This window comes from Kibdelosporangium aridum (genome assembly GCF_900176515.1).
GTDB lineage: Bacteria > Actinomycetota > Actinomycetes > Mycobacteriales > Pseudonocardiaceae > Kibdelosporangium > Kibdelosporangium aridum.
The window spans coordinates 727,254-751,078 of sequence record NZ_FWXV01000002.1 but is presented as its reverse complement, the minus strand read 5'-3'; the positions used below and the strand labels follow the sequence as shown (position 1 = coordinate 751,078).

Annotated in this window: 21 protein-coding genes and 1 pseudogene; 18 read left to right on the top strand and 4 right to left on the bottom strand. The window is 66.2% G+C overall.

Going from position 1 to position 23,825, the window contains the following annotated elements:
* The first annotated feature begins 32 nt into the window (after positions 1-32).
* From B9C43_RS13005 to B9C43_RS58440, 15 genes and pseudogenes are all read left to right on the top strand, one after another.
* Positions 33-764, top strand: coding sequence for an MlaE family ABC transporter permease (locus tag B9C43_RS13005; protein ID WP_084426400.1), 732 nt, complete (start codon positions 33-35; stop codon positions 762-764).
* A 1-nt stretch (position 765) separates the two neighbouring features.
* Positions 766-1,590 carry an MlaE family ABC transporter permease gene (locus B9C43_RS13000; RefSeq protein ID WP_033384286.1) on the top strand — a complete coding sequence of 275 codons (825 nt, stop codon included), beginning with the start codon at positions 766-768 and terminating at the stop codon, positions 1,588-1,590.
* Entirely contained in the window at positions 1,587-2,924 is a 1,338-nt protein-coding gene (locus tag B9C43_RS12995) for an MCE family protein (protein WP_084426398.1), read from the top strand. Before B9C43_RS13000 ends, B9C43_RS12995 begins: the two co-directional genes overlap by 4 nt.
* Positions 2,921-3,946, top strand: coding sequence for an MCE family protein (locus B9C43_RS12990; protein WP_033384282.1), 1,026 nt, complete (start codon positions 2,921-2,923; stop codon positions 3,944-3,946). The genes B9C43_RS12995 and B9C43_RS12990 overlap by 4 nt, the downstream gene beginning before the upstream one ends.
* The gene (locus tag B9C43_RS12985; RefSeq protein ID WP_033384280.1) at positions 3,943-4,926 is read left to right on the top strand and encodes an MCE family protein; all 984 of its coding nucleotides are present in this window, start codon (positions 3,943-3,945) and stop codon (positions 4,924-4,926) included. The genes B9C43_RS12990 and B9C43_RS12985 overlap by 4 nt, the downstream gene beginning before the upstream one ends.
* Entirely contained in the window at positions 4,923-6,086 is a 1,164-nt protein-coding gene (locus tag B9C43_RS12980) for an MCE family protein (protein WP_033384295.1), read from the top strand. The genes B9C43_RS12985 and B9C43_RS12980 overlap by 4 nt, the downstream gene beginning before the upstream one ends.
* The gene (locus B9C43_RS12975; RefSeq protein ID WP_084426396.1) at positions 6,083-7,267 is read left to right on the top strand and encodes an MCE family protein; all 1,185 of its coding nucleotides are present in this window, start codon (positions 6,083-6,085) and stop codon (positions 7,265-7,267) included. Before B9C43_RS12980 ends, B9C43_RS12975 begins: the two co-directional genes overlap by 4 nt.
* Positions 7,261-8,520, top strand: a complete 1,260-nt coding sequence (locus tag B9C43_RS12970; protein WP_084426394.1) for an MCE family protein — start codon at positions 7,261-7,263, stop codon at positions 8,518-8,520. Before B9C43_RS12975 ends, B9C43_RS12970 begins: the two co-directional genes overlap by 7 nt.
* On the top strand, positions 8,517-9,050 hold the full coding sequence (locus B9C43_RS12965) for a hypothetical protein (RefSeq protein WP_084426392.1): 534 nt from the start codon (positions 8,517-8,519) through the stop codon (positions 9,048-9,050). The genes B9C43_RS12970 and B9C43_RS12965 overlap by 4 nt, the downstream gene beginning before the upstream one ends.
* 11 nt (positions 9,051-9,061) lie before the next feature.
* Entirely contained in the window at positions 9,062-9,943 is an 882-nt protein-coding gene (locus B9C43_RS12960; RefSeq protein WP_143446306.1) for a hypothetical protein, read from the top strand.
* 383 nt (positions 9,944-10,326) lie between these two features.
* On the top strand, positions 10,327-10,911 hold the full coding sequence (locus tag B9C43_RS12955) for a DUF2017 family protein (protein ID WP_160096498.1): 585 nt from the start codon (positions 10,327-10,329) through the stop codon (positions 10,909-10,911).
* Between the two features lie 216 nt (positions 10,912-11,127).
* Positions 11,128-11,676: a hypothetical protein gene (locus tag B9C43_RS12950; protein ID WP_033384270.1), complete on the top strand. Its 549-nt coding sequence runs from the start codon at positions 11,128-11,130 to the stop codon at positions 11,674-11,676.
* A 283-nt stretch (positions 11,677-11,959) separates the two neighbouring features.
* Positions 11,960-15,445: a DNA-directed RNA polymerase subunit beta gene (gene rpoB / locus B9C43_RS12945; protein ID WP_033384269.1), complete on the top strand. Its 3,486-nt coding sequence runs from the start codon at positions 11,960-11,962 to the stop codon at positions 15,443-15,445.
* An 86-nt stretch (positions 15,446-15,531) separates the two neighbouring features.
* Entirely contained in the window at positions 15,532-19,431 is a 3,900-nt protein-coding gene (locus tag B9C43_RS12940; protein ID WP_033384267.1) for a DNA-directed RNA polymerase subunit beta', read from the top strand.
* A gap of 79 nt (positions 19,432-19,510) precedes the next feature.
* Positions 19,511-19,651: pseudogene (locus tag B9C43_RS58440) on the top strand (DUF6247 family protein); the annotation flags it as partial.
* On the opposite strand, the gene B9C43_RS12935 reads toward B9C43_RS58440, so the two are convergent.
* Positions 19,637-19,969, bottom strand: coding sequence for a helix-turn-helix transcriptional regulator (locus B9C43_RS12935; protein ID WP_084426386.1), 333 nt, complete (start codon positions 19,967-19,969; stop codon positions 19,637-19,639). The pseudogene B9C43_RS58440 and the gene B9C43_RS12935 overlap by 15 nt on opposite strands.
* A gap of 66 nt (positions 19,970-20,035) precedes the next feature.
* On the opposite strand from B9C43_RS12935, the gene B9C43_RS12930 reads away from it, so the two are divergent.
* The 3 genes from B9C43_RS12930 to B9C43_RS12920 all read left to right on the top strand — a co-directional run bounded on the left by B9C43_RS12930 (position 20,036) and on the right by B9C43_RS12920 (position 21,565).
* Positions 20,036-20,551 (top strand): DinB family protein, encoded by a 516-nt coding sequence (locus B9C43_RS12930; RefSeq protein WP_084426384.1) that lies wholly within the window; start codon positions 20,036-20,038, stop codon positions 20,549-20,551.
* Between the two features lie 74 nt (positions 20,552-20,625).
* On the top strand, positions 20,626-21,057 hold the full coding sequence (locus B9C43_RS12925; RefSeq protein ID WP_084426382.1) for a hypothetical protein: 432 nt from the start codon (positions 20,626-20,628) through the stop codon (positions 21,055-21,057).
* A 31-nt stretch (positions 21,058-21,088) separates the two neighbouring features.
* Positions 21,089-21,565 (top strand): hypothetical protein, encoded by a 477-nt coding sequence (locus B9C43_RS12920; protein ID WP_084426380.1) that lies wholly within the window; start codon positions 21,089-21,091, stop codon positions 21,563-21,565.
* Here the strand turns inward: B9C43_RS12920 and B9C43_RS12915 are convergent.
* The 3 genes from B9C43_RS12915 to B9C43_RS12905 are packed head-to-tail and all read right to left on the bottom strand — an operon-like array spanning position 21,540 to position 23,799.
* Positions 21,540-22,172, bottom strand: coding sequence for an SRPBCC family protein (locus B9C43_RS12915; protein WP_084426378.1), 633 nt, complete (start codon positions 22,170-22,172; stop codon positions 21,540-21,542). The genes B9C43_RS12920 and B9C43_RS12915 overlap by 26 nt on opposite strands.
* Positions 22,173-22,213: 41 nt before the next feature.
* A complete protein-coding gene (locus B9C43_RS12910) occupies positions 22,214-22,918 on the bottom strand; it encodes an ABC transporter permease (protein WP_084426376.1) in 705 nt (234 codons plus the stop codon).
* A 2-nt stretch (positions 22,919-22,920) separates the two neighbouring features.
* The gene (locus B9C43_RS12905; RefSeq protein ID WP_084426374.1) at positions 22,921-23,799 is read right to left on the bottom strand and encodes an ABC transporter ATP-binding protein; all 879 of its coding nucleotides are present in this window, start codon (positions 23,797-23,799) and stop codon (positions 22,921-22,923) included.
* Positions 23,800-23,825 lie beyond the last annotated feature (26 nt).

The following is a 23,825-nucleotide window of genomic DNA, read 5'->3' as shown; positions in this document are numbered from 1 at the left end:
CTGGTGCAGGCGCGCTACGGGAGACCGGCCAGATGTTCGCCCTCGGGCTGGACGTCGTGCGCGGGTTCTTCCAGCGGCCGTTCCAGTTCCGCGAGTTCGTCCAGCAGTCCTGGTTCATCGCGAGTGTCTCGATCCTGCCGACAGCGCTGGTCGCGATCCCGTTCGGCGCGGTAATCGCGTTGCAGCTGGGATCGTTGGTCACGCAGCTCGGCGCGCAGTCGTTCATGGGCGCGGCGAGCGTGCTCGCGATCATCCAGCAGGCCGCGCCGCTGGTGACCGCGTTGCTCGTCGCCGGGGCCGGTGGTTCGGCGATGTGCGCGGACATCGGTGCACGGACCATCCGTGAAGAGATCGACGCGATGGAGGTGCTCGGTGTTTCGGCCGTGCAGCGCCTTGTCGTGCCACGGGTGCTCGCCTCGATGCTCGTCGCGGTGCTGCTCAACGGTTTGGTCAGCGTCGTCGGTGTGCTGGGTGGCTACTTCTTCAACGTGGTCCTGCAAGGCGGCACGCCCGGTGCGTACCTCGCCGGTTTCTCCGCGCTCGCGCAGCTGCCGGACCTGTGGATCAGTGAGATCAAGGCGTTGATCTTCGGTTTCATCGCCGGTGTCGTGGCCTGCTACCGCGGCCTGCACCCCGCCCCCGGCCCGAAGGGCGTCGGTGACGCGGTGAACCAGTCCGTGGTCATCACGTTCCTGCTGCTGTTCTTCGTGAACTTCGTGCTGACCACGGTGTACCTGACGGTCGTCCCGGCGAAGGGGAGCTGAGATGGCTGTCCGAGACCAACTCCGAAAGCCACTGGACGTCCTGGACAAAGCCGGCGACCAGATGTCCTTCTACGTCAGGGCATTGGCGTGGATCCCGGCCACCATCACGCGGTACATGCGCGAGACCATGCGGCTGCTGGCCGAGGTGAGCTTCGGCAGCGGCGCGCTCGCGGTCATCGGCGGCACGATCGGCGTGATGCTCGGGCTGACGTTGTTCGTCGGCACGGTCGTCGGTCTGCAGGGTTACGCGGCTCTGAACCAGATCGGCACGGCCGCGTTCGCGGGCTTCGTGTCCGCGTACTTCAACACCCGCGAGATCGCGCCCCTGGTCGCAGGTCTGGCGTTGTCCGCGACGGTCGGTTCCGGGTTCACCGCTCAGCTCGGCGCGATGCGGATCTCCGAGGAGATCGACGCGCTCGAAGTGATGGGTGTGCCGTCGTTGCCCTACCTGGTGACGACAAGGATCATGGCCGGGTTCATCGCGGTCATTCCCTTGTACATCATCGGTTTGCTGTCTTCGTACGTCGCCTCACGGACCATCACGGTCTACTTCTACGGCCAGTCCGCGGGCACGTATGACCATTACTTCGACCTGTTCCTCCCGCCGCAAGACGTGTTCTGGTCGTTCGGCAAGGTCCTGATCTTCGCCGTGCTGATCATCCTGACCCACTGCTACTACGGCTACCGCGCCAGCGGCGGCCCGGCCGGTGTGGGTGTCGCCGTCGGCCGCGCGGTGCGGACCACGATCGTCTCGGTCACCTTGCTCGACTTCTTCCTGAGCCTGGCGATCTGGGGCACTACGACGACCGTGAGGATCGCCGGATGACCACGCTCCGCCGAAGGCTGCTTGGCCTGCTGTTCATCGCGACGCTGGTCGGTTTCGTCGCGCTGAGCGTCGCGTTCTTCAACAAGTCGTTCTCGTCGTTCACCCGCGTCACGCTGACCACCGACAAGGTCGGCAACCAGTTGCAGCAGCGCTCGGACGTGAAGGTGCGCGGCCTGATCGTCGGCTCGGTGGAGAAGATCACGCCGACCGCGCACGGTGCCGAGCTCACGCTGGCACTCGATCCGGACAAAGTGGACTTGCTGCCGAGCAACGTGTCCGCGCGGTTCCTGCCGAAGACCCTGTTCGGCGAACGCTATGTGGCACTGCAGATCCCGCAGCAGCCGTCTGGCCAGTCGCTGCGCGCCGGTGATCAGATCGAACAGGACACTTCGGCGCCCGCGATCGAGGTCGAGAAGGCGCTGAACGACCTGCTGCCGGTGCTGCAAGCGGTTCAGCCGCAGAAGCTGTCCAGCACGCTGACCGCGATCTCGACCGCGTTGGAAGGCAGGGGCAAGCCGCTCGGCGAGACCCTGTCCGATCTCGGGCAGTACGTCGGTGAACTGGCTCCGCACGTTCCCCAGCTGCAGCACGATCTCCAGGCGCTGGTGAAGTTCTCGGACACCTACAGCGACGCCGCGCCGCAACTGGTCCAGGCCCTCACGGACCTGACGACGACGTCGAAGACGATCGCCGAGCAGCGCACCAATTTGTCCAATTTGTACGCGAGCGTGACCACGGCAGGCACCGACCTGAGGACGTTCCTCGCGGTGAACAAGAACAACCTGATCCAGTTCGCGGAGACCTCCCGGCCGACCTTGGAGCTCCTGGCCAAGTACGCGCCGGAGTACCCGTGCTTCCTCAAGCAGATGGCCGAGACCATCCCGGTGCTGGACAAGGCATTCGGCAAGGGCACCAACGAACCCGGCCTGCACGCCACGATCGAGATCACGGTCAACCGCGGCGCGTACAAGCCGGGTAAGGACGAGCCGCGCTACCAGGACAAGCGCGGGCCGCGCTGCTACGACTTCACGCAGTTCCCGGACCCGTTCCCGCAGCATCCGCCGGAGGGCCCGCTCAAGGACGGCTCTACACAGCCGCCCGCGGCCCGTTCGGCGCAGGACGGTGTGTTGCCGCCGAGCCTGATCGGCCAGGTCGTCGAGGGCGGTACGTCCCCGTCATCCGCTGGTTTCGGGTTGGCGAACACGCGGACCGAGCAGGAGTTCGTGGCCGCGATGATGGCCGGAAGGCTTGGTGTGGAACCTGAGCAAGTGCCCGCGTGGACGGCATTCCTTGCCGCGCCGGTGTTCCGCGGAGCGGAGGTGACCGCCAAATGAGGGGTCTCGCCGCACCGATGATCAAGCTGACGGTGTTCATCGTCGTCACCGTGGTCGCGACGGCCGTGCTCGGGATCAGCATCGCGAACACGAACCTGAGCTCCACCAACACGTACTCGGCCAGGTTCACCGACGTGACGTCGTTGCTGCCCGGCGACGACGTGCGGATCGCGGGTGTCCGGGTCGGCCAGGTGGAGGAGGTCGGGATCGCGGACCGCAAGCAGGCCGAGGTGAAGTTCTCGGTCGACGCGGGGCGGCAGCTCCCGGCGGGCGTCACCGCGACCATCAAGTTCCGCAACCTGGTCGGCCAGCGGTACATCTCGCTGGCGCAGGGCACGGGCAGCGGATTGCTCGCGCCGGGCGCCACGATTCCGTTGGAGCGCACCAGGCCCGCGCTGGACCTGACCGAATTGTTCAACGGCTTCAAGCCCTTGTTCCGTGCGCTGTCGCCGGACGACGTGAACAAGCTGTCCTACGAGATCATCCAGGTCCTGCAGGGCGAAGGCGGCACGGTCGAGTCGCTGCTGTCGCACACCGCCTCGCTGACCAAGACGATCGCGGACAAGGACGCGGTGATCGGCGAAGTGATCACCAACCTGAACGGCCTGCTGGACACCGTGAACGCCCGCGGTCAGCAGCTGAGCGACCTCGTAGTGCAGTTGCAGCAGCTGGTTTCCGGCCTTGCCGCGGACCGCAAGCCGATCGGTGACGCGATCCAGGCGTTGTCCGGGTTGGCAGGCACCACGTCCGGCCTGCTCGACGAGGCCCGCGAACCGTTGCGCAACGACATCGCCGCGCTCGGCACGTTCACCAAGAACCTCAACGACAACGAGCAGATCGTGGAGCACTTCTTCCAGTTCATGCCGGAGAAGCTGACCACGCTGACCCGCACGGCCAGCTACGGGTCCTGGTTCAACTTCTACCTCTGCTCGGCGTCCGGTCAGGTCGCGTTGCCGCCGTTGATCACCCAGCCGATCAGCATCCCGGTCGCGCCGGTCAGTCAGCCGAGGTGCAAAGGATGAGGTCTTTCCGTTCCCGCAACCCGATCACCATCGGCGTCACCGGTCTGGTGGTGATCGCGCTGGTGCTGCTGGCCGCGATCTACTCCGACGACCTGCCGATCATCGGCGGCGGCACGACGTACCAGGCCCAGTTCTCCGAGGCCGCGGGCATCAAGCCGAGCGACGAGGTGCGCATCGCTGGCGTGAAGGTCGGCAAGGTCACCGACGTGGACCTGGACGGCGACTCGGTGCTGGTGTCGTTCAAGGTCAAGGACGCCTGGATGGGCGACAGGACCAGGGCGGCCATCAAGATCAAGACGTTGCTCGGGCAGAAGTACCTCGCGGTGGAGCCGGACGGCGCGGGCACGTTGGACCCGGGCAAGCCGATCCCGCGTAACCGCACGGTCGCGCCCTACGACGTGCTGGAAGCCTTCCGTGGCCTGGCTGAGACGGTCGACGCGGTCGACACTCCGCAGCTGGCCAAGAGCTTCGAGGTGCTGACGGACACGTTCTCGAACACCTCGGACAACGTGAAGGGCGCGCTGGACGGCTTGTCCGCGTTGTCCAAGACGATCTCCAGCCGCGACGAGCAGCTGGCCCAGCTGCTGGGCAACACCGCGCAGATCTCCCAGACACTGGCCGACCGGGACGCCGAGGTCGCGAAGCTGTTGGAGGACGGCAACAAGCTGCTCGACGAGGTCCGCAAACGCAAGCAGGCCATCAGCTCGTTGCTGGACGGCACCAAGAGGCTGTCCGCGGAGCTGAAGGGCTTGGTCGACGACAACTCCAAGCAGCTCGACCCGGTGCTGGCACAGCTGGACCAGTTCACCGCGATGCTCCAGCGCAACCAGGACGACCTGGGCAAGGGCATCGAGAAGCTGGCCCCGTTCGTCCGGCAGTTCGCCAACACGCTGGGCAACGGCCGCTGGTTCGACAACTACATCTGCGGTCTGCTGCCTCCGTCCGTCGGTCCGATCAATCCGCAGGGGTGCACGCCATGACGTTCAAAACGCGCCAGGGGCGCGACCTCGGACGTGGTGTGGCGATCGCCTGCGTGCTGGCCCTCGTCGCCGCGGTGGTGCTCTGGTTCGTGCTGACGGACAACGGGAGCAAGCGCATCACGGCCTACTTCGGTCAAGCGGTCGGCCTGTACGAGGGCAACGACGTGCGTGTCCTCGGCGTCGCGATCGGGACCGTGGACAAGGTCGAGCCGCAGGGTGACCAGGTCAAGGTCGAGATGCTGATCGACCGCGACCGGGCGATCCCGATGGACGCCAGCGCGGTCGTGGTCGCCCCGAGCCTGGTCAGCGACCGGTATGTGCAGATCGCCCCGGCGTACGTGGCCGGGCCGCAGATGAACACGGGCGCCACGATTCCCCGTAACCGCACGGCGACCCCGCTCGAGGTCGACGACCTGTACAAGAGCCTGAACCGGGTGAGCACCACGCTCGGTCCCAACGGCGCCAACAAGAACGGCGCCCTGTCGGACCTGCTGGACACCCTGGCCAAGAACCTCGAAGGCAACGGCCAGGCCACCCACGACACGATCAAACAGCTCGGCCAGGCGGCCAGAACCCTGTCCGGCAGCCAGGAACAGCTGTTCTCCACAGTGGACAACCTGAACAAGTTCACCGGGACGCTGGCCGCGAGCGACAAGCAGGTCCGGCAGTTCTCCGAGCAGCTGGCCGACGTGAGCAAGTTCCTCGCCGCCGAACGCGGCAACCTGGCACAGGCCGTCGCGCAGCTGTCGACCGCGCTGGAACAGGTACAGGCGTTCATCAGGGACAACCGGGACCGCTTGAAGTCCAACGTGGACAAGCTGGCGTCGATCACGCAGGTGCTCGTCGATCAACGAGCCGCGCTCGCCGAGGTGCTTGACGTGGCTCCGCTGGCCCTCAGCAACGTCTACAACACGTACAACGCGTCCTCCGGAACGCTCGACGCCCGCGCGAACCTCAACGAGTTGACGCAGCCGCCGATCGTGATGATCTGCAAGCTGCTCGAACAAGGCACGCCCAAACAGATCCCGCCGCTGCTGTCCGACACGTGCAAGACGGTCGCGCCGCTGGTGAAGGGCCTTCCGTCGGTCGCGCAGCTGCTCACCGCCTACGACAACGGCTTCAAGCCGCAGTTCCCGGTTCCGCTGGGAGGTGGGCGATGAAGTTCCGGCGGATTGTCGGCGCCTGCGCGGGCGTGCTCGTGCTGAGCTCGTGCAGCTTCGACGGCATCTACGACCTGCCGTTGCCTGGCGGTGCCGACCTCGGCGACCGGCCGTACACGGTGAAAGCCCAGTTCCGTGACGTGCTCGACCTCGTGCCGCAGTCCGGCGTGAAGGTCAACGAAGTCCCGATCGGCCGGGTCGAGGCGATCACCCTGGCGCCGGACGGCTGGACCGCCGAGGTCACCATGAGCGTGCGCGGTGACGTGGAGCTGCCCGCCAATTCGTTCGCCCGCCTGCGGCAGTCCAGCCTGCTCGGCGAGAAGTACGTCGAGCTGGCCGCGCCGGATCCGGGCAAGGAGCAAGGAAAGCTGGCCAACGGCGCGTACATCGGGCTGGACCGGACCAACCGCAACACCGAGGTCGAAGAGGTCCTCGGGGCGTTGTCCATGCTGCTCAACGGCGGCGGCGTGGATCAGCTCAGGACAATCGCCAACGAGCTCAACCAGGTCGCGGACGGCAACGAGCCGCAGCTGCGTGCCCTGCTGACCAACACGAACAAGCTCGTGTCCGATCTGGACGCTCGGCGCGGCGACATCACCAAGGCGCTGGACGGGCTGAACAAGCTGTCCGGCACGCTGGCCGGGCAGAAGGACAAGATCGCCAAGGTGATCGACGAGATCGGCCCCGGCCTGCAGGTGCTGGCCGAGCAGCGGCCCCAGCTGGTGACCATGCTGCAGAACCTCGACCAGCTGTCGGACGTCGCCGTCGACACGGTCAACAAGAGCAAGGCCAACGTGGTCGCGGACCTCAAGGCGCTCGCGCCGACGCTGCAGAAGCTCAGCGAAGCCGGCGCGAACCTGCCGAAAGCGCTGGAGCTGCTGCTCAGCTTCCCGTTCCCGGACTCCGCGGTGGCAGGCGTGAAGGGTGACTACTTCAACCTGTACGCCAAGATCGACCTGAACCTCGGCGAGATCGTCAACAACCTGTCCCGCAGCAGGCAGAACCCGCTGCAGGACATCCCGTTGCTCAACGATCTGCTCGTCGGCAAGGAAGGCACGCAGCCGGGCGCGCCACCACCGCTCGGCGTGCCGAACCTGGACAACCAGCCCAGCACCCCGAGCAAGCCGTGCGCCAACGGCGGTGGCCTGCTCGGCTCCATCCTGGGAGGCCAGCGATGCTGACCAAGCGGACGAGGCTGCAGATCATCGCGTTCTTCGTGATCGCGATCGTCGCGGTGGTGTACGCGCTGTTCCGGTTCACCGACATCGGCAAGGTCTTCGGCCGGGACGGCTACACGGTCCGGCTGCAGCTGGCCGACTCCGGCGGGATCTTCACCAACGCCGAGGTGACGTACCGCGGTGTGCAGGTCGGCCGGGTCGGCGAGATCCGGCTGACGCGCGACGGCATCGAAGTCGACCTGGACATCCAGCCGGACGCCCCGCAGATCCCGATGGACCTGCAGGCGGTCGTGGCCAACCGGTCCGCGGTCGGTGAGCAGTTCGTGGACCTGCAGCCCAAGAAGGACGCCGGGCCGTATCTCTCCGGGAACTCGGTGATCCTCGCCGACCGGACGAAGACACCGCTGTCCACCGACCAGGTCCTGCGTGACCTCGACGACCTCGTCGTGTCGGTGCCGACCGACTCGCTCAAGACGGTCGTCGACGAGCTGGACAAGGCCTTCTCCGGCACGGGACCGGACTTGTCGCAGCTGCTCGACTCGACCGGCGAGTTCACCAAGGCCGCACGGGAGAACCTGCCGCAGACGATCGAGCTGCTGCGCAACGCCGGGACCGTGCTGGACACGCAGAACCTGGAGTCCGGCAACATCAAGTCGTTCTCCAACAGCCTGGCGCTGTTGAACGAGCAGCTGAAGAACTCGGACGGCGACATCCGCAGACTGATCGCGGCGACGCCGCAGGCGGCTGAGCAGGTCACCGGTCTGCTCCGGGAGTCGGGCACCGGGCTGAGCGTGGTCCTGGCCAACCTGCTGACCACGTCGAACATCCTGGTCACGCGCAACGCCGGGCTTGAGCAAGCTCTGGTGACCTACCCGGTGGTCGCGGTCGGCGCCCACACCGTCGCCCCGAACGACGGCACCGCGCACCTCGGCCTGGCGTTGAACATCTTCAACCCGCCGCCGTGCGTGAAGGGCTACGAAGGCACCACCCGTCGCCCCGGCGACGACCAACGGCCGGTCGAGACGAACGAGAAGGCATACTGCGCCGAGCCCGTCGGCAGCCCGATCAACGTCCGCGGCTCGCAGAACGCCCCGTACGGTGGGAAGGTCGCGGCACCATCGCAGGCGCAGATCCAAGCCAACGCGGGCAGGCCGGCGCAGCAGCTGGCGGAGCAGTCCGGCGGGTTGATCGGCGTGCTCGGCCAGCCGACGCAGCCGGGACCGCTGACCTTCCTTCAGACGCTCGGAGGATCATGACGACGAACCGCCCACTTGTTCAACGCGGGGTGCTGATCGGCTCGATCGCACTGGTCGTGCTCGCGGCCGCGTTCGCAGCGGTTTTCGGCATCTGGTGGGCCAGCGCCAGCGGTGAGGACGCCGACGTGCGCCGCGCACGCGAAGAAGTCAGCACGACCGGCGCCGCGGCCGTGGCGACGCTGACTTCGCTGGACTTCAACAACGTGGACGCGACGTACCAACGGTTCCTCGACGTGTCGACCGGCGCCGTGCACGACGACTACGCCAAGAACCAGGACGCCTTCAAAAAGCGGATCTCCGACGCCAAGGTGGTCACCACGGCAGCGGTCCGGGAGACCGCCGTGACCGACGTGAACCTGCAGAAGAAGGTCGCGACGATCATGGTCGTGGTGGACACGACCGTGAAGGAGAGCGACAAGCCGCCGACCACCAAGCGGCTGCGCATCGAGGCCGCGTTGGACCAGACCGACAACGGCTGGAAGGTCAACGCCCTGCGCCAGGTCCCGTACTCCGCCACCGGCCAGCAGTAAGGACATCGACCGTGCCACCCCCTCGTCGCCGTCCAGCCACCCCGCCAGCCCGGCGCCCCAAGGTCGCCGGCCTGCACCGGCGCACGGACCAGCAAGAGCAGCCTGAGCAAGAAGAGGCCACGCCCGCGCTCGACGTCCCCGTGATCGGCGAGGAAGCCCCTCCAGCCGAGCAGCCGACGCCGCGCGAGCGTCGGCGCGCGGCTCGTGGGCAGGAACCCGACGAGGAACCGACACCGGGTGAGCGTCGGCGCGCGGTTCGCGGGCAGGATCCGGCACCCGAGGAGGAACCGGTTTCCACGGTGACCTTGGCTTCCGGAACGCTCTCGGAGCCCGAGACGGACGAGGACGTCTGGCAGGAGCCCGAGGAGCCCGCCTCGCCCGAACCGCTGAACCTGGTGATCCCGGCGGTGCTCGTGGTGGTCGCGTTGCTGCTGGGCGGTCTGGGTTTCTTCTTCATGCAGAAGCTCAGCGACGCCCGGATCGGCGCTGGCAACGAAGTGCTGTCGGACGCCAACACGACCAAGGACGTGGTGGGCGCCGCGAACACAGCGGTGGTCTCGGTGCTGTCGTACAAGTTCGACGACATGGCCGGCGCGACGGCGCGGGCCAAGGAATACCTGGCCGGTGAGGCGATCGACCAGTACGACAAGTCGATGAAAGCACTGGAGACCGAGATCCAGACCCAGAAACTGCAGGTCGTGGTCAACCCGGTCAGCGTCGGCGTGGTCAGCCTGACCGGCGACGAAGCCCGTGTCCTGGTCTTCGCCGACCAGATCGGCACCCGAGCGGACAAGCAGCCGTCCGGCGGCCCGACCCAGTTCGCGATGAACATGCAGCGCGTCGACGGCAAATGGAAGATCGTGAAGCTCGACTTCTTCGAGACCCCCAAGTAACCCCCGCGTGTCCACCACACCAGCACGGTGAGGTGCACTTTCCGGCACCGTGAGATGCACCGTGCGAGGGAATTTCGTGGTGCCGGAGTGGTGGACACGGGTGTCGGAACAGGTCGCGGGTCCAAGTGCGGCAGCACTGGGCGGTCTCTGCCCGGCCGCGAGGCACTTTTTCGGCGGCTTGGGGCTCAACTTTCGCCAGTGGCTGGCTTTCGCCGCCGCGAAACGCGCCCGCGGCGCCGCCAGGCCGGGAATTTCATGGTGTCGCAGTGGTGGACACGGGGTGTCGGAATGGTGGACACATGAGCGGGGTGACGAGTGCATCCGTCGCGGCGGCGTAAGAATCCCAATGAATCGGTGGCGTAGGAATTGATCCTCGGGTATTCGTGGACCTTGTGCACCTCACTGTCTGTTGGGACCGTGCCGGTGACGAGCTGATCGGCGTCTTCAGCCCGCACGCGGTGGCATGGCTGCGCAGGCAAATGGCTGGATATAGCGAGTTGCTCGAGTGGCGGTATACCAAATACGCGAGTGATGACCCGACCGCTGAGGCAATCGGCTTACCACTGGCCACTCGGCCCGCCGAATATCCGCCATTGGTCGCGGCATTGCGGGAGATCATTCCGGACGAGGAGCCCGAGCTGATCCGGCTGTGGTGGGAGCCGGACGTGGTGCGCTGGCTCTACGCGGGAACCCAGGTCGTGCTGGACTCGCTGCCGGAGAGCGGCGGTGTCGTTGTCCTGCGGGAACGTCATCAGATCGAAGCGTGGCAGGCGGCCGTTCCGAACATGCGCGTCGTTTTCGGGGTGGCCGCGGGTGTCATGCCGGTGCCCGCGGGCACTGAGTCGCACCGGCACACCATGCCCAAGGCGGTTCCCGGTCGTTTCGAGCACGATCGTGATCTGACCCAGTGGTTGCGAAGGGTGGTCGACGCGCTCACGGAAATCGCCGAACCTGCGGCAACTTCGTAAGCGGATTGAACTTTCCCAATAGTGGGTATCTAGAGCATCGGGTAAGGGCGGTAGCGAAAGGCGCAGGTCGTACCGGGGAGAAACAGTTTCTGTCGTACGGCCGTTATGCAAAAACCAGGCAATGTTCGTCGATGACAAAACATCAGACACGGTTGAGTGAACAGCGGGCGCGACGGCCGGTGAACGGGGGCAACGGACGGTAGTCTCCCGCGCACAATGAAGATAGCCCTGCCCTCGCACCGCGGCACCCTGGTCGCGGTCGCCGGTGCGACGAGCCCGGCCAAGACGGAGATCGTCGACGCGCTGGCCAAGCACCTGGGCCCGGCCACGTTGACCATCGGCACCAGGTCCCATCCGGATCCTGAGTCGTCGATCGACGCACTGGCGAAAGTCGACGGGCGGGCCGCTGAGGACGCGATCACGATCGTGCGGATGGCGGAGTCGGCCGCCGTGCGGGCGAGCAACCTGGTGATCACCGCGCGCCCCGTGCTCGACGAGCTCGCCCGCTACCGGGCGGCCCGCAAGATCCGGCACGAATACGTCCAGCATCACGTGATGCGCCGAGTGGAGGACACGGTCGCCTGGGAGGCCGCCGACTACGACTTTGTAGTGTGGTCTCGGTCACCTTTTCCGTCCCCCGGGGTCCGCGCTTTCGAGGCCGCACTCAGCGAAGTGCTCAAGGATCTGTGCGTGCCGTATCACTCGCTGTGCCCACCCTTGATCAACGAAACGGTCGAACGCCTGGTAGCCTCTATCGCCCGCTAGCTGGTCCAACAGGCTTGGATTTGCTGGTCCACGTGGGTGAACACCGCGTGGCCCCTTGACTGGAGAACCGGTCAGGGTCACGCTGTTGTCGTGAGCGGGGGGCCCGTTCTGTGGCCCCTGGACAGTCGCCGCTTGTTTGGCTAGACTGCGTCTTTGCTCTGCCCACTTTCCGTGCGCCCTTACCCGAGAGCTAGGATGCTGGGCATCAAGCACCCTTGACAGTTGCGTTAGTTGCCTGCTAGCGCGGCCGCTCAACCGCTCATAGTCCCTGGAAGGACGCATCTTGGCAGTCTCCCGCGCGACCGAAGCCACTGCTGCGACCAACTCCATGTCCGGAATCCCAGGTGCGCCCAAGCGCGTCTCGTTCGCCAAGCTGAGCGAACCACTCGGCGTACCCAACCTGCTCGACCTGCAGATCCAGTCCTTCGAATGGTTCACCGGAGCCGAGGCGTGGTTCCAGCGCCGTGTCGACGCCGGTGACGAGAACCCCGTCGGTGGTCTCGAGGAAGTGCTGAACGAGATCTCGCCGATCGAGGACTTCTCCGGCTCGATGTCGCTCTCCTTCTCCGACCCACGCTTCGACGAGGTCAAGGCCTCGGTCGAGGAGTGCAAGGACAAGGACATGACCTACGCCGCACCGCTGTTCGTCACCGCCGAGTTCACCAACCACACCACTGGCGAGATCAAGAGCCAGACCGTGTTCATGGGTGACTTCCCGGTGATGACCAACAAGGGCACCTTCATCATCAACGGCACCGAGCGTGTCGTGGTGTCCCAGCTGGTGCGCTCGCCTGGCGTCTACTTCGCCACGGCCGTCGACAAGACGACCGACAAGGACGTCTTCGACACCAGGATCATCCCGAGCCGGGGTGCCTGGCTGGAGTTCGACGTCGACAAGCGCGACACCGTCGGTGTCCGCATCGACCGCAAGCGCCGCCAGCCGGTCACCGTCCTGCTGAAGGCCCTCGGCTGGACGACCGAGCAGATCAGGGAACGCTTCTCTTTCTCTGAGACCCTGCTGGCCACCCTGGAGAAGGACCACACCGCAGGGCAGGACGAGGCGCTGCTGGACATCTACCGCAAGCTTCGCCCGGGCGAGCCGCCGACCAAGGAGTCCGCGCAGACCCTGCTGGAGAACCTGTTCTTCAAGGACAAGCGGTACGACCTGGCCAAGGTGGGCCGCTACAAGGTCAACAAGAAGCTCGGCCTGACCGAGTCTTACGACACCGGGGTGCTGACCGAAGAGGACATCGTCACCACCATCGAGTACCTCGTCCGGCTGCACGCCGGCGAGACCACGATGATGGGCAAGGACGGCCGGGAGCTGCCGGTCGAGGTCGACGACATCGACCACTTCGGCAACCGGCGGCTGCGCACTGTCGGCGAGCTGATCCAGAACCAGATCCGGGTCGGCCTCTCCCGGATGGAGCGGGTCGTCCGTGAGCGGATGACCACCCAGGACGTCGAGGCGATCACGCCGCAGACGCTGATCAACATCCGTCCGGTGGTCGCGGCGATCAAGGAGTTCTTCGGAACCTCCCAGCTGTCGCAGTTCATGGACCAGACCAACCCGATCGCGGGCCTGACGCACAAGCGTCGTCTCTCGGCCCTCGGCCCGGGTGGTATCTCCCGTGAGCGCGCCGGCATGGAGGTCCGTGACGTCCACCCGTCGCACTACGGCCGGATGTGCCCGATCGAGACCCCTGAAGGTCCGAACATCGGTCTGATCGGTTCGCTGTCGTCCTACGGGCGGGTCAACCCGTTCGGCTTCATCGAGACGCCGTACCGCAAGGTCGTCGACGGCCGGGTCACCGACCAGATCGACTACCTGACCGCCGACGAGGAAGACCGTTACGTCAAGGCGCAGGCCAACTCGCCGACCGACGCCGACGGCAACTTCGTCGAGGACCGCGTCCTGGTCCGTACCAAGGGCGGTGAGGTCGAGTACATCGACCCGCACGGTGTCGACTACATGGACGTCTCGCCGCGCCAGATGGTGTCGGTCGCGACGGCCATGATCCCGTTCCTCGAGCACGACGACGCCAACCGCGCCCTGATGGGTGCGAACATGCAGCGTCAGGCCGTGCCGCTGCTGCGTAGCGAGTCGCCGCTGGTCGGCACCGGTATGGAGCTGCGTGCCGCGGTCGACGCCGGTGACGTGGTCGTGGCCAGCAAGGCCGGTGTGGTCGAGGAGCTGTCCGCGGACTTCATCACGGTGATGGCCGACGACGGCACCCGCCAGACCTACGGGCTGCACAAGTTCCGCCGCAGCAACCAGGGCACGTGCATCAACCAGAAGCCCATCGTCAACGAGGGTGACCGGGTTGAGGTCGGCCAGGTCGTCGCGGACGGTCCGTGCACCGAAGACGGCGAGATGGCGCTGGGCAAGAACCTGCTCGTGGCGATCATGCCGTGGGAAGGCCACAACTACGAGGACGCGATCATCCTGTCGCAGCGTCTCGTCCAGGACGACGTCCTGACCTCGATCCACATCGAGGAGCACGAGATCGACGCCCGCGACACCAAGCTGGGTGCCGAGGAGATCACGCGGGACATCCCGAACGTCTCCGAGGAGGTCCTGGCCGACCTCGACGAGCGCGGCATCATCCGGATCGGTGCCGAGGTCCGCGACGGCGACATCCTGGTCGGCAAGGTCACGCCCAAGGGCGAGACCGAGCTGACCCCGGAGGAGCGCCTGCTGCGTGCCATCTTCGGTGAGAAGGCCCGCGAGGTCCGCGACACCTCGCTGAAGGTGCCGCACGGTGAGACCGGCAAGGTGATCGGTATCCGCGTGTTCTCCCGCGAGGACGAGGACGAGCTGCCCCCGGGCGTGAACGAGCTGGTCCGCGTGTACGTGGCACAGAAGCGCAAGATCCAGGACGGCGACAAGCTCGCCGGCCGCCACGGCAACAAGGGTGTCATCGGCAAGATCCTCCCGGTCGAGGACATGCCGTTCCTGCCGGACGGCACGCCGGTCGACGTCGTGCTGAACACCCACGGTGTGCCGCGTCGTATGAACATCGGCCAGATCCTCGAGACTCACCTCGGGTGGCTGGCCAAGACAGGCTGGAAGATCGACGGAAACCCGGAGTGGGCGGCGAAGCTGCCGGAGGAGCTCTACAACGTCGAGCCGGACACGAACACCGCGACCCCGGTGTTCGACGGCGCGAGCGAGGAGGAGCTGACCGGTCTGCTCTCGTCGACCCTGCCCAACCGGGACGGCGAGCGGATGGTCAACAAGGACGGCAAGGCGGTCCTGCTGGACGGCCGTTCCGGCGAGCCGTTCCCGTACCCGGTCGCAGTCGGCTACATGTACATCCTGAAGCTGCTGCACCTGGTGGACGACAAGATCCACGCCCGGTCGACCGGCCCGTACTCGATGATCACCCAGCAGCCGTTGGGTGGTAAGGCGCAGTTCGGTGGCCAGCGCTTCGGTGAGATGGAGTGCTGGGCGATGCAGGCCTATGGTGCGGCCTACACGCTGCAGGAGCTGCTGACGATCAAGTCCGACGACGTCGTGGGCCGCGTGAAGGTCTACGAGGCGATCGTCAAGGGCGAGAACATCCCGGAGCCGGGTATCCCGGAGTCCTTCAAGGTGCTGCTCAAGGAGCTGCAGTCGTTGTGCCTGAACGTGGAGGTCCTCTCCAGCGACGGCGCCGCGATCGAGATGCGCGACGGGGACGACGAGGACCTGGAGCGCGCCGCCGCGAACCTCGGGATCAACTTGTCCCGCAACGAATCGCCGTCTGTTGACGACGTTGTGAACTGACCTCGCCGAGGTGAGGGTCACCAGGCCCTCACCTCGCCTGATCCCCCCGAACATGCTGTCTTCAACCAAAGGGGAGAAGAACCGACGTGCTTGACGTCAACTTCTTCGACGAGCTCCGTATCGGCCTGGCCACCGCGGACGACATCCGTCAGTGGTCGTATGGCGAGGTCAAGAAGCCGGAGACCATCAACTACCGCACCCTGAAGCCGGAGAAGGACGGGCTCTTCTGCGAGAAGATCTTCGGTCCGACCCGGGACTGGGAGTGCTACTGCGGCAAGTACAAGCGGGTCCGCTTCAAGGGCATCATCTGTGAGCGCTGTGGCGTCGAGGTGACCCGCGCGAAGGTCCGCCGTGAGCGCATGGGCCACATCGAGCTGGCCGCGCCGGTCACGCACATCTGGTACTTCAAGGGTGTGCCGTCCCGGCTGGGCTACCTGCTCGACCTGGCGCCGAAGGACCTCGAGAAGATCATCTACTTCGCGGCCTACGTGATCACCGGTGTGAACACCGAGCTGCGGCACAACGACCTGCCCACTCTCGAGTCCGAGATGAGTGTCGAGCGCAAGCAGGTCGAGGCCCGTCGCGACGCCGACATCGAGGCGCGGGCCCAGAAGCTCGAGGGCGACCTCGCGCAGCTGGAGGCCGAGGGCGCCAAGAGCGACGTGCGCCGCAAGGTCAAGGAGGGCGGCGAGCGTGAGATGCGCCAGCTGCGCGACCGGGCCCAGCGTGAGCTGGACCGGCTCGACGAGATCTGGAGCACCTTCACCAAGCTCGACGTCAAGCAGCTGATCGCCGACGAGCTGCTGTACCGCGAGCTGGTCGACCGCTACGGCGACTACTTCACCGGCTCGATGGGTGCCGAGGCGATCAAGACGCTCGCGGGCAACTTCGACGTCGACGCCGAGGCCGAGAACCTGCGGGAGACCATCCGCAGCGGCAAGGGCCAGAAGAAGCTGCGCGCGCTCAAGCGCCTGAAGGTCGTCGCGGCCTTCCAGTCGACCCGCAACTCGCCGATGGGCATGGTGCTGGACTGCGTTCCGGTCATCCCGCCGGACCTGCGGCCGATGGTCCAGCTCGACGGTGGCCGGTTCGCCACCTCCGACCTGAACGACCTGTACCGCCGGGTGATCAACCGGAACAACCGGTTGAAGCGGCTCATCGACCTCGGCGCGCCCGAGATCATCGTGAACAACGAGAAGCGGATGCTGCAGGAGGCCGTCGACGCGCTGTTCGACAACGGCCGCCGTGGCCGTCCGGTCACCGGTCCCGGTAACCGGCCGCTGAAGTCGCTGTCGGACTTGCTGAAGGGCAAGCAGGGCCGGTTCCGCCAGAACCTGCTGGGCAAGCGAGTCGACTACTCCGGCCGTTCGGTCATCGTGGTCGGTCCGCAGCTCAAGCTGCACCAGTGCGGTCTGCCCAAGGCGATGGCGCTCGAGCTGTTCAAGCCGTTCGTGATGAAGCGGCTGGTCGACCTCAACCACGCGCAGAACATCAAGTCCGCCAAGCGGATGGTCGAGCGTGCTCGCCCGGCCGTGTGGGACGTGCTCGAAGAGGTCATCACCGAACACCCGGTGCTGCTCAACCGTGCACCGACGCTGCACCGCCTCGGTATCCAGGCCTTCGAGCCGCAGCTGGTGGAAGGTAAGGCCATCCAGCTGCACCCGCTGGTCTGTGAGGCGTTCAACGCGGACTTCGACGGTGACCAGATGGCGGTGCACCTGCCGCTGTCGGCCGAGGCCCAGGCCGAGGCCCGGATCCTGATGCTGTCGTCGAACAACATCCTGTCGCCCGCGTCGGGTCGTCCGCTGGCCATGCCGCGTCTGGACATGGTCACCGGTCTGTTCCACCTGACCAGGCTGGACGAGAAGGCACCCGGCGCAGGCCTGGCGTTCTCCTCGCCCGCCGAGGCGATCATGGCCTTCGACCGCAAGGTCATCGGCCTGCAGGCGCCGGTGAAGATCCGGATCAAGAACCGTCAGCCGAACAACGGCTCGACGCCGGAGGGCTACGAGCCGGGCAGCACCTGGCTCGCGGAGACCACTCTTGGCCGGGTCCTGTTCAACGACCTGCTCCCCGAGGACTACCCGTTCATCAACGAGCCGATGCCCAAGAAGCGTCAGGCCGCGATCGTGAACGACCTCGCCGAGCGGTACCCGATGGTCACCGTGGCCCGGACGCTGGACAAGCTGAAGGACGCGGGCTTCTACTGGGCCACCCGGTCCGGTGTCACCATCGCCATCTCCGATGTCGTGGTGCCGCCGAACAAGGCCGAGATCCTCGACCAGTACGAGCAGAAGGCCGACGCGGTCGAGAAGCGCTACCAGCGTGGTCAGCTCTCGCACGCCGAGCGCAACAACGAGCTCGTCAAGGTGTGGACGCAGGCCACTGAGGACGTCGCCAAGGCGATGGAGGAGAACTTCCCCGAGGACAACCCGATCCCGGTGATCGTGAAGTCCGGTGCGGCGGGCAACATGACCCAGGTCCGGTCGCTGGCCGGTATGCGTGGTCTGGTGTCCAACCCGAAGGGTGAGTACATCCCCCGGCCGATCAAGGCGAACTTCCGCGAGGGCCTGTCCGTGGGTGAGTACTTCATCGCCACGCACGGTGCCCGTAAGGGTCTGGCCGACACCGCGCTGCGTACCGCCGACTCGGGTTACCTGACCCGTCGTCTGGTGGACGTGTCGCAGGACGTCATCGTGCGTGAGATCGACTGTGGCACCAGCCGCGGCATCCAGATGCGGATCGGTGAGAAGACGCCGGACGGCAAGGTCCTGCGCGACCAGCACGTGGAGACCAGTGTCTACGCGCGCACGATCGCTGAGGACGTCACCGACGCCGAGGGCAACATCATCGTCAACCGCGGTGACGACCTCGGTGACCCGGCGCTGAACCGCCTGATCGACAGCGGTGTGGTGCGGGCCAAGGTCCGCAGCGTGCTGACCTGCGAGTCGGCCGTCGGTGTCTGTGCCATGTGCTACGGCCGCTCGATGGCGACCGGTCAGCTGGTCGACGTGGGTGAGGCCGTCGGTATCGTCGCCGCCCAGTCGATCGGTGAGCCCGGTACGCAGCTGACGATGCGTACGTTCCACCAGGGTGGTGTCGCCGGTGACGACATCACCACCGGTCTGCCCCGTGTCCAGGAGCTGTTCGAGGCCCGTCAGCCGAAGGGCAAGGCGCCGATCGCCGACGTCGACGGCCGCGTGCGGATCGAGGACGGCGACCGGTTCTGGAAGATCACGCTGATCCCGGACGACGGCAGCGAGGAGATCGTCTTCGACAAGCTGTCGAAGCGTCAGCGCCTCGCGGTGACGCCGGACGGCCCGCTGGCGGACGGCGACCACGTGTCGGTCGGCCAGCAGCTCCTCGAAGGTACGCCTGACCCGCACGAGGTGCTGCGCGTGATGGGCCCGCGGGCCGCACAGATGCACCTGGTCGAAGAGGTCCAGAAGGTGTACCGGGCGCAGGGTGTGTCCATCCACGACAAGCACATCGAGGTGATCGTCCGGCAGATGCTGCGCCGGGTCACGATCATCGACAGCGGTTCGACCGACTTCCTGCCCGGTTCGCTGCCCGAGCGTGCCGACTTCGAGTCGCAGAACCGCCGGATCGTCTCCGAGGGCGGCGAGCCCGCCTCCGGTCGTCCGGTGCTGATGGGTATCACCAAGGCGTCGCTGGCCACTGAGTCCTGGCTCTCCGCGGCCTCCTTCCAGGAGACCACGAAGATCCTGACCGACGCGGCCATCAAGGGCGCGAGCGACAAGCTCGTCGGCCTGAAGGAGAACGTCATCATCGGTAAGTTGATCCCGGCTGGTACGGGCATCAACAAGTACCGCAACATCCAGGTCCAGCCGACCGAAGAGGCCCGGGTCGCCGCGTACGCGATCCCGTCCTACGACGACGGCTACTACACCCCGGATGTGTTCGGCACCGGCACCGGTGCCGCGGTTCCGTTGGACGACTACGACTTCGGCCGCGACTACCGCTGAAGCTAGTTAGGAAAGCGAAGGCCCCCAGTGCACCCGCACTGGGGGCCTTCGTCATGAGCGGTGTCGGTCCTGTCCGCGACGTGACCCGGAAGCACATCGCCGCATGCTCCAACGGGCCGAGGAGACCTTGCGGACCGGCGAGGAACCGGCTGACGTCGTTTCCGCTGATGGCGTGAAAGCGCTGATCCGGGAGCGGCTGGGTCTGTCAATCAGGGCGTAGTGCGGTGAGCAATTTCTGCAGTGCGCTCTGGGCTGTTGCCGAGCTGAACGGGCCGACTGCCACGATCGCGGTGACCAAAGCCGAGGCCTCGCCTGGGGTGAGCTGGATCGGTGGCAGCAGGGAGCGGGCGTCGATCGAGTAGCCGCCGCCGGGGCCGGTCTGGATCCGTAGGGGCAGCCCGGCGTCGCGCAACCGGGCCACGTCACGCTCGATTGTCCGCGTGCTCACGCCAAGGTCCGCGGCAAGCGTTTGCGCGCTGGTCAGGCGGGGTGCGCGGGCGCGCAACTGCTCGATCAGGGCGTGCTGGCGTTCGACCATCGGCTCCACAACAACCTCCGATCACCGACACAGCCCTGTCGGTGACCTCACGTTAGCGTCGATCGTATGAACTGGCGTGAACAGCTACTCAGCCAACTCGAGTTCTACTGGGACCAGAACCTGTGGCCGCGTGTGCAGGGCCTCACCGACGAGGAGTATTTCTGGGAACCCGTCGAGAACATGTGGAGCATCCGCAAACAGCCCGATGGCTCTTTCCTTGCCGACTGGCAATACCCGGCGCCTGAACCGCCGCCGGTGACCACGATCGCGTGGCGCCTTTCGCACATCGCGATCGGGTGTTTCGGGCTACGCGCCAGCGCGCACTTCGGCGACGGGTCGCTGACCATGGAAACCGTTTCGTGGCCGGGAAACGCGGAAACGGCAGTGACAATGCTGCGCGATACGTACGAAGCCTGGGTCGACGGCGTGAAGACCGTTGACCTGGCAGCTCCGGTGGGCGAGGCCGAGGGGCCATGGGCCGAGCATCCGTTCGCCGCACTGGTTCTGCACATCACTCGGGAGGTTTGCCATCACGGCGGCGAAATCGGTGTGCTGCGGGACCTGTACCGGGTTTCGCACTGACTGATCCATGCATGGCCTGTGAGATTGCCGCGCGCCTGTAGATTCAGCCACTGTTCACTCGATATGCCTGGACCGTGAAGGAACTACGTGCCACCGCGATCGCGGTGGCCAGTCTGATGGTCATGACACTGGGGACCGTGCCGACGGCTGCCGCGGCGGACGACACGGCGAAGAAACTCAACGCGGCAGACTTCAAACTGCGCCGCTCGGCCAACGACGCGGACTACACCAAGCTTGTCAACGCGCTGCCGAACGCGGACGTCAAGTCCGTTTTGGACAGTGCAAACCGGACCGCCATCCGGATCCCCACGGCGGACGGGGAACGGATCACGCCGAACTTCGCGGCGGGCTTCCTGTGGCAGGAGGGCGATGACAAGACGCCGGACTGGTACCCGCAGGGCATTACGACGAGCAGCGACGCCCTCGACTCCGGGGTCTGGCAGGACCGCAAGGTCGTCTTGGTCTCGTGGTACGGCCGACGACACCAAGATCGGCCGCGCGGCTGACGGCACGTACTACGCCTACGGCTATCAGTACGTGTTGCCGCGCAAGTTCACCTATGAGCGTGACAACAACAACGTCCGGTTCTCGGCCATCTCACTGGACCGTTCGACGACGCCGGACAGCGTCCTCGTCACCGAGTACGACGAGGTTGGCGACGGCTCACGGTTGTTCCGCTGGAACATCAACTACGAGACCCGCGAACTGTCCGACACCACCGCCGACTGGGCCTACCAGGTCAACATCCGGGCCATGCAGGGCGCCGCGGCCATCAAGGGCGGCGAAGGGCCTGACAAGTCCTGGTACTACATCACCCGCAGCAACGGCAGGGACAAGCGCGGCGACCTGCTCGTCTGGCAGCCGGGCAAGCTCGCCACCATCTACGAGGGCACTTGGATGATGGGCCCTGAGGACATGACCTACCGACCGTCCACCGACGAGATGTGGACCGTGAACGAGTATCCGAACGATCGGTACGTCATGTCAGTCACTGCTGATCGTTTCCGTCCGTAGTTTCCGTGTAGGCGGCGGTCGTACGGTCGGCCGCCGGCTGCGCCCACTCCGGGTCCTCGCCACCGGCGACGCCCGCCTCGCCCCAACGCGAACTGCTGTCCCGCACGAACTGTGCGCCCTGGGGCGAGGTGGTCCACTCTTCCTCTGGCGGCAACGGCTTCTCGGCCAGATATGCCGCCAGGCTCGCCAGCGACAGATCCCAGCCGACGCCGCTCGCGCCTGGGCCGTAGAGCTCCCAGTGGTCGTTCACCGGCATGGTGTGCTCCAGTTCGAATCGGGTCCCGTTCGCCTCCGCGGTCAGCTTCACCTCGACCCAGCTGGTGACCCCGTCGTACTCCCACGTCAGCGCGAAGCTCTTGGGCGGATCGCAGCGTTCGACCGTGCCGCTGGCGTTGCCTTCGATCGCGTACCTGCCGCCGAGCTTCAGCTCGCCGGAGACCGGCGCGAACCAGCGCACCAGGCGCTCGGGGTTCGTGCACGCGTCCCAGACGTCCTCGATCGCCGCGTCGTACGACTGGGCGAGGACGATCGACCGTCCTTCGCCCGCGTTGACCTGGCGCTTTGTGACTGTCCGGCGGACGGCGTCGATCTGCTCGATGAGATCCATGCGGCCAATCTAACAGTCACAGCTTATATAAGGCAACGCTGCTACTGGCGTGGTTCCCACTTGAAGAACCGGTGCGCCGCGAACCCGAGCACGAGCAACCACCCGATCGTGGCGACCAGGGCGACCACTGGAGTCGACCCGGCCCAGCCCTCGGCCACCAGGTGCCCCGCGCTCGCCATGGGCAGTGCGGAGGCAATGGTGGCGACTGTCTCGTCGGAGGTCCGAGCCAGGAAGGCTCCTGCCAGTGACAGCGCCAGCACCGGAATCACGGTGATCTGAGTGGCTTCGACACTCCGGGAGAACGCGGCCGTCACGATGCCCGCGAGCAACGCCGCGGGCAGGCCGAGCAGCAGTCCAATGAGGACGACGCCGACCTGTGACGGCATGGGCGCGCCGATCGCCATCGTGAACCCGAAGTAGATCACGATCTGCGCGATGCTGACGACCATGATCGGTCCGGCGATCCCGGCGAACACGCCGTTGTCGGTCAGCTCAGAGGTGCGGAGCCGTTGCAGGACAAGCGATTGCCTGCGGGCCGTGAACACCATCGTGCTGACCAGGACCACCGACAACCCGAGCAACATGACGTAGGAGAAGCCAAGTTGTGCCGGCCAGTCCGAAGCGGGCATGTCCCGCAACTGCCAGGCCGTGAAGCACAGCAGTGCGGGCACGATCAGCACCGAGACCAGGGTGAGCTTCTTGCGGAACAGCAGCCGCAGCTCCGTCAACGCCAGGTGGACGACCATGGTCACGCCTTTCCGATCGCGAGGAAGATCTCCTGCAGTGACGCCTGGGTGGCGTTCAGGTCGTGCAGCCGGATCGCGTTGCGGTCCGCCCACAGCAGCAGTTCGTACAGGTCTGCCTGCATGTCCCGGGTCTGCACGGTCAGCTGCCCGTTGTCCAGCGACACCTCACCGAGCAGCTTCGGCAGTTCGACGTCCGGCACCTTGGCGGTGATCCGGGCGGGCTGCTCGGACAGCACCTGCGACAGCGTCCCGGCGACCTGGATCCGGCCTTCGTGCATGATCGCCACGTGATCGGCCAGCGCCTGCGCTTCCTCCAGGTAATGCGTGGTCAGCAACACCGACGTGCCCGTGTCACGCAGGTGTTCCACCGTCTCCCAGAGCTGCTGGCGTGACTCCGGGTCCAAGCCGGTGGTCGGCTCGTCCAGGATGACCAGCGGCGGCCGCCCCCAGATCGCCAATGCGAAATCCAGCCGCCGCCGTTCTCCCCCGGAGAGCTTCTCCACCGGCACGTCCGCCCGGTGTGACAGCTCCACTGTGGACAGCAGGCTCCGCGCCGAGTCCTTGCGGCTGGTCAGCCCGGCCCACAGGTTCAGCGTCTCCAGTGTGGTCAGCTCGCCGATCAGCCCGGTCTGCTGGGACATCACACCGGTGCGCGCGCTCAACGCGGGCCGGTCGGCGAACGGATCGAGACCGAACACCCGCACCCGCCCGTCCGCGGGCTTGCGGAACCCCTCGATGATCTCCAATGTTGTGGTCTTGCCTGCGCCGTTCGTCCCGAGCAGCGCGAAGATCTCCCCCTGGCGAACCGTGAAGTTGACTCCCGCGACTGCGACGAACTGCCCGTAGCGATAGGTCAACCCGGACACTTCAATCACGTTCATGCCACAAGACTCGCCGAACGCCGGCA